The sequence below is a fragment of the Nocardioides sp. genome (genome assembly GCF_034670285.1).
Classification (GTDB): Bacteria; Actinomycetota; Actinomycetes; order Propionibacteriales; family Nocardioidaceae; genus Nocardioides.
Map to the genome: position 1 here is coordinate 1 of NZ_JAXMNS010000343.1, position 4,191 is coordinate 4,191.

General features: G+C 71.3%; 5 protein-coding genes and 1 pseudogene. 3 read left to right on the forward strand and 3 right to left on the reverse strand.

What is annotated here, in order from left to right; translation table 11 throughout:
• The 3 genes and pseudogenes from VOI19_RS15395 to VOI19_RS15405 form a co-directional block, all read right to left on the reverse strand.
• Positions 1 to 262 (reverse strand): annotated as a pseudogene (locus tag VOI19_RS15395) (ribosome small subunit-dependent GTPase A); the annotation flags it as partial.
• Between the two features lie 10 nt (positions 263 to 272).
• Positions 273 to 1,562 (reverse strand): 3-phosphoshikimate 1-carboxyvinyltransferase, encoded by a 1,290-nt coding sequence (aroA, locus tag VOI19_RS15400; protein ID WP_323793846.1) that lies wholly within the window; start codon positions 1,560 to 1,562, stop codon positions 273 to 275.
• 24 nt (positions 1,563 to 1,586) lie between these two features.
• The gene (locus VOI19_RS15405; RefSeq protein WP_323793847.1) at positions 1,587 to 2,090 is read right to left on the reverse strand and encodes a DoxX family protein; all 504 of its coding nucleotides are present in this window, start codon (positions 2,088 to 2,090) and stop codon (positions 1,587 to 1,589) included.
• Between the two features lie 91 nt (positions 2,091 to 2,181).
• Here VOI19_RS15405 and VOI19_RS15410 point away from each other — a divergent pair, with 91 nt between their 5' ends.
• From VOI19_RS15410 to VOI19_RS15420, 3 genes are all read left to right on the forward strand, one after another.
• On the forward strand, positions 2,182 to 2,946 hold the full coding sequence (locus tag VOI19_RS15410; RefSeq protein WP_323793848.1) for an SOS response-associated peptidase: 765 nt from the start codon (positions 2,182 to 2,184) through the stop codon (positions 2,944 to 2,946).
• Complete coding sequence (locus VOI19_RS15415; RefSeq protein WP_323793849.1) at positions 2,943 to 3,599, forward strand: alpha/beta family hydrolase; 657 nt, start codon at positions 2,943 to 2,945, stop codon at positions 3,597 to 3,599. The genes VOI19_RS15410 and VOI19_RS15415 overlap by 4 nt, the downstream gene beginning before the upstream one ends.
• Positions 3,600 to 3,718: 119 nt before the next feature.
• Positions 3,719 to 4,191, forward strand: a 473-nt coding sequence (locus VOI19_RS15420) for a sigma-70 family RNA polymerase sigma factor (RefSeq protein WP_323793850.1), incomplete at its 3' end; no start/stop codon positions are given.

Here is a 4,191-nt window from a genome sequence, read left to right on the forward strand (position 1 = left end):
CGCCGTCGTCACCCGAGGTGTCGCCGACCACCCGGACCCGGTCGCCCACCACGACGCCCTTGCGTCCGAGGGGACGGGCCTTGACCGCCAGCACGGTCTCGCCACCCAGCAGCAGGGTGAACCGGCCACGGTCGACCGTCACGACCCGCGCCTCGACCGCGTCGTCGTACGACGGTCGGTCCTTGGTGCGCGGTCGGGTGCGGCGTCGCGGACGGTCGTAGTGCTCGATGTCGTGGGTGGAGTAGCGATCGCGCCCGCTCATGCGGCGGCCTTCACGCGAGCAGTCCGGCCCAGAAGCCGGCGAAGTCGGGGAACGTCTTCGCGGTGGTTGCGACGTTCTCGACCAGCACCCCGTCGACGACCGCGCCGATGATCACGCCTGCGTGCGCCATCCGGTGGTCGGCGTAGGTGTGCCAGGTGCCGGCGTGCAGCGGGGCAGGGGTGATCGAGAGCCCGTCAGGGTGCTCCACGACGTCTGCCCCCAGGGCGTTGAGCTCGGTGGCCAGGGCGGTCAGCCGGTCGGTCTCGTGGCCGCGGATGTGAGCGATCCCGCGCAGGTGCGACGGCGTCGAGGCCAGCGCGCACAGCGCCGCGATCGCCGGCGTGAGCTCGCCGACGTCGTGCATGTCGAGGTCGACCCCCACCAGCCGGTCGGGACCGGTGACCCGCAGCCCGTCGGTGACCCGCTCGACGGTGCAGCCCATCAGGCTCAGGATCTCGCGCAGGTCGTCGCCGGGCTGTGTGGTGGTCTCCGGCCAGTGGCGCACCGTGACGCTGCCGCCGGTGACCGCGGCCAGGGCCAGGAACGGCGCCGCGTTGGACAGGTCGGGCTCGATCACGCGGTCGACGGCGGAGATCGTGCCGGGGGAGACCCGCCAGCGGTCCTTCTCGCCGTCGTCGACGGTGACCCCGTGCTCGCGCAGCATCTCGACCGTCATGTCGATGTGGGGGAGCGAGGGCACCGGGTCGCCCTCGTGGACGACGTCGACGCCGTGCTCGTAGCGGGCGCCGGCGAGGAGGAGGGCCGAGACGAACTGGGAGGACGCGGAGGCGTCGATGACGACCCTCCCGCCCGGCACGCTCCCGGAGCCGCGGATCGCGAACGGAAGTGAACCGCGTCCCTCGTCGTCGACGTCGACCCCGAGCGACCGCAGAGCGCTCAGCACCTCGCCGACCGGGCGCTGGCGCATGTGCTCGTCACCGTCGAAGGAGACCGCACCGGTGGACAGCCCGGCGATCGGCGGGACGAAGCGCATCACGGTGCCCGCGAGGCCGCAGTCGACCTCGGCCTCGCCGGCGAAAACTGCGGGCGTGACGTGCCAGTCGTCGCTCGAGGTGTCGACCTTCGCGCCGAGCGCGTTGAGCGCGCTCGCCATCAACAGGGTGTCGCGCGAGCGCAGAGCCTGGCGCACGACCGACGGGGAGTCGGCCAGTGCAGCGAGGATCAGGGCGCGGTTGGTCAGCGATTTGCTCCCGGGCAACGACACCGTGAGGTCCACCGGCGTCAGGGCACGGGGCACCGGCCAGGGGTCGTCGATCACGTCAGCAGTGGGTCCGGGCACCCGCGCAGGCTATCGGCTCAGACGTCAGCCGAGCTTGGCGCCGGCGAGCTTGGTGACGTGCTTGGTCTCGCGGCGGGCGTCCTTGGCGGCACGGCGGGCTCGCCACGCCACGCCGGGCTTCCCGTCGGTGTCGCCTGCAGCGATGATCGCGCCGCCCAGCATCGAGAGGTTCTTGAAGAAGTGCATCTGCATCGTCTTCTTCACCGCGGGGTCGCTCTCGCTCCAGAAGGGGTGACCCGCGACCGTCGTCGGCACCATGCTGGCCGACAGGGCCAGGGCGCCGAGACGCGGTGCCTTGCCCGTCGCCAGGGCCAGACCGCCGGCGATCTGCACCGCGGCGTTGATCTTGACCAGGGTCTCGGGGTTGTTGCTGAGCGGGACTCCGGCGTTGCGCACCTTCGGCACGACCGCGTCGGCCACCGGCGACGCCTTGGTCGCGAAGGCCTCGGCGTTGCGCAGGGCGCTCTGGGCGCCGTAGATGAAACCGGCAGCGAGAAGGGGACGGGCGATCAATCGGCTCACAGACATGGGTCCTTCCTACAGGACCGACCGGGGGAGTCTCCTCACCCCTGCACGCGAGTGCTGCTCCGCGTCGGCGGTGCGCACTAGGGTGGCGCGCATGTGCGGCAGGTATGCGTCGAGCCGGCGCCCCGAGGAGCTCCTGGAGGAGTTCGAGGTCGTCGAGTCCCGCGTGTCGACGCCGCTGGCGCCCGACTACAACGTTGCTCCGACCAAGGAGGTCTACGCGGTCGTCGAGCGCCCGCCGGCCAAGGACTCACCGGAGCCGGCCGAGCGTCAGCTGCGGGTCCTCACCTGGGGCCTCGTGCCGTCGTGGGCCAAGGACCCGAGCATCGGCAACCGGATGATCAACGCGCGCATGGAGACCGTCGCCGAGAAGCCGGCCTACCGCCGCGCCTTCGCCGCCCGCCGCTGCCTGCTGCCGGCCGACGGCTACTACGAGTGGTACCCCACCGACCAGCTGACGGCCGCAGGCAAGCCCCGCAAGCAACCGTTCTTCATCCGCCCGCGCGACGGGGCGAGCCTGGCGATGGCCGGCCTCTACGAGATCTGGCGCGACCCCGACCGTGCCGACGACGACCCCGATCGCTTTCGCTGGACCTGCACCGTCATCACCACCGACGCGACCGACGACCTGGGCCGCATCCACGACCGGATGCCGCTGATGGTCGAGCCCGAGCGTCGTGCCGCCTGGCTCGACCCGCGCACGCCGCGTGCCGAGCTGTTCGACCTGCTCGTGCCGGCTGCGCCGGGCAGTCTGGAGGCCTACCCCGTCTCGACGCGGGTGGGCAACGTGCGCAACAACGGCCCCGAGCTCGTCGAGCCGCTGCCGCTGGAGCCCGAGGAAGCGGAGTCCCTCAGATGAAGTCCGAGCTCACGGTCGCCACGCCGTACGGCGAGGGCCGGTTGGTCAGCCACCGTGCCCGCAAGCCGATCGCCACCCTGCTGCTGAGCCACGGCGCCGGCAACGGCATCGAGTCACGCGACCTCGAGGCGCTGGCCGACCACCTGCCGCGCAACAACGTCACCGTCGTCCGCTTCGAGCAGCCCTGGCGAGTGGCCGGGCGCAAGGTCGCCACTTCACCGCCCACCCTCGACGCCGCGCTGATCGCCGGTGCCGACCGGCTCCGGGTCCGCACGCCACTCATCGTCGGAGGACGATCGGCAGGGGCGCGTTCCGCGGCTCGCACGGCCAAGGGGCTCGGCGCGGTCGCGTGCCTGGCCCTGGCGTTCCCGCTGCACCCGCCGGGCAAGCCGGAGAAGAGCCGGGTCTCCGAGCTGCAGCGGGCCCGGGTGACCACCCTGGTCGTGCAGGGCGAGCGCGACACCATGGGGCGTCCCGAGGAGTTCCCGGAGTCGATCCGGGGCCTCGACCTGGTCGTCGTCCCCGGAGCCGACCACGGGTTCAAGGTCCCCGCTCGCGGTCCGGTGACCCAGGAGCAGGCGCTCGAGATCCTCGTCGAGTCGACCCTGGAGTGGATCGTGCGCGAGGCCGTGGGGAATGCTGCCCGCACCTGAGATGTTCCCCCCTCGTGATGGAACTACTGGAGCGACCGGTCACCGGCCCCGCCGCCGACACCACCACCCGTGCGCCTGCGTCATCCTTCGTGCGCGGGGGCACCGTAGGCTGGGCAGCGATGACTGACTCGCTGACCGAACCCACGACCGAGACGACGGAGCCCGAACCCGTCGATCTCGAGACCGAGACGCAGGCAGAGCGCTCGTTGCGCTTCGAGCGCGACGCACTGCCCTTCCTCGACCAGCTCTACTCGGCGGCGATGCGGATGACCCGCAACCCCGCCGACGCGGAGGACCTGGTGCAGGAGACCTTTGCGAAGGCCTACTCGGCCTTCCACCAGTTCAAGCCCGGCACCAACTTGAAGGCTTGGCTCTACCGGATCCTCACCAACACGTTCATCAACACCTACCGCAAGAAGCAGCGCCAGCCGCAGCAGTCGATGTCCGAGGACGTCGAGGACTGGCAGCTCGCCCGCGCGGAGTCGCACACGTCGACCGGTTTGAAGTCGGCGGAGATGGAGGCGCTGGAGCACCTCCCTGACTCGCAGGTCAAGGACGCCCTCCAGCGGCTGCCTGAGGAGTTCCGCCTGGC